A 561-nucleotide genomic window follows, 5' to 3' on the forward strand; every position below is an offset into this window, starting at 1 on the left:
AGATTCACAGCCGCCTGTCGTTCCTGGAAGAGGTCGGCCTGGGCTACCTGAGCCTGGATCGCGCGGCGCCGAGCCTGTCGGGCGGCGAAGCGCAGCGTATCCGCCTGGCGGCGCAACTTGGCAGCAACCTGCAAGGCGTCTGCTACGTGCTGGACGAGCCGACCATCGGCCTGCATCCACGCGACAACCAGATCCTGTTGGACGCATTGCGCAAGCTGGGCGACAAGGGCAACACGCTGGTGGTGGTCGAGCACGATGAAGACACGATCCGCCGTGCGGACCACATCATCGACATCGGGCCCGGCGCGGGCAAGCGCGGCGGCACGCTCGTCGCGCAAGGTGGCGTGGCAGACCTGGCAGCCCAGCCAGACTCGCTCACTGGCCGGTTCCTGTCGCAGCCGATCGAGCACCCGCTGCAGCCGCGCCGCCAGGTGATTGCGCCGCGTGCCGGCAAGCAAGCCGTGCCGGAGCAATGGCTGACGGTGCACGGCGCCAAGCTGCACAACCTGCGCAACGTGACTGCGACGATGCCGCTGTCGCGTCTGGTGGCGATTACGGGGG

At 68.3% G+C, this 561-nt stretch carries 1 pseudogene; it reads left to right on the plus strand.

Features of this window, described 5'->3' with window-relative positions:
- A pseudogene (locus D1614_RS28610) lies at window positions 1-561 on the plus strand (excinuclease ABC subunit UvrA); the annotation flags it as partial.

Source organism: Maribellus luteus (genome assembly GCF_003576475.1).
Lineage (GTDB): Bacteria > Bacteroidota > Bacteroidia > Bacteroidales > Prolixibacteraceae > Draconibacterium > Draconibacterium luteum.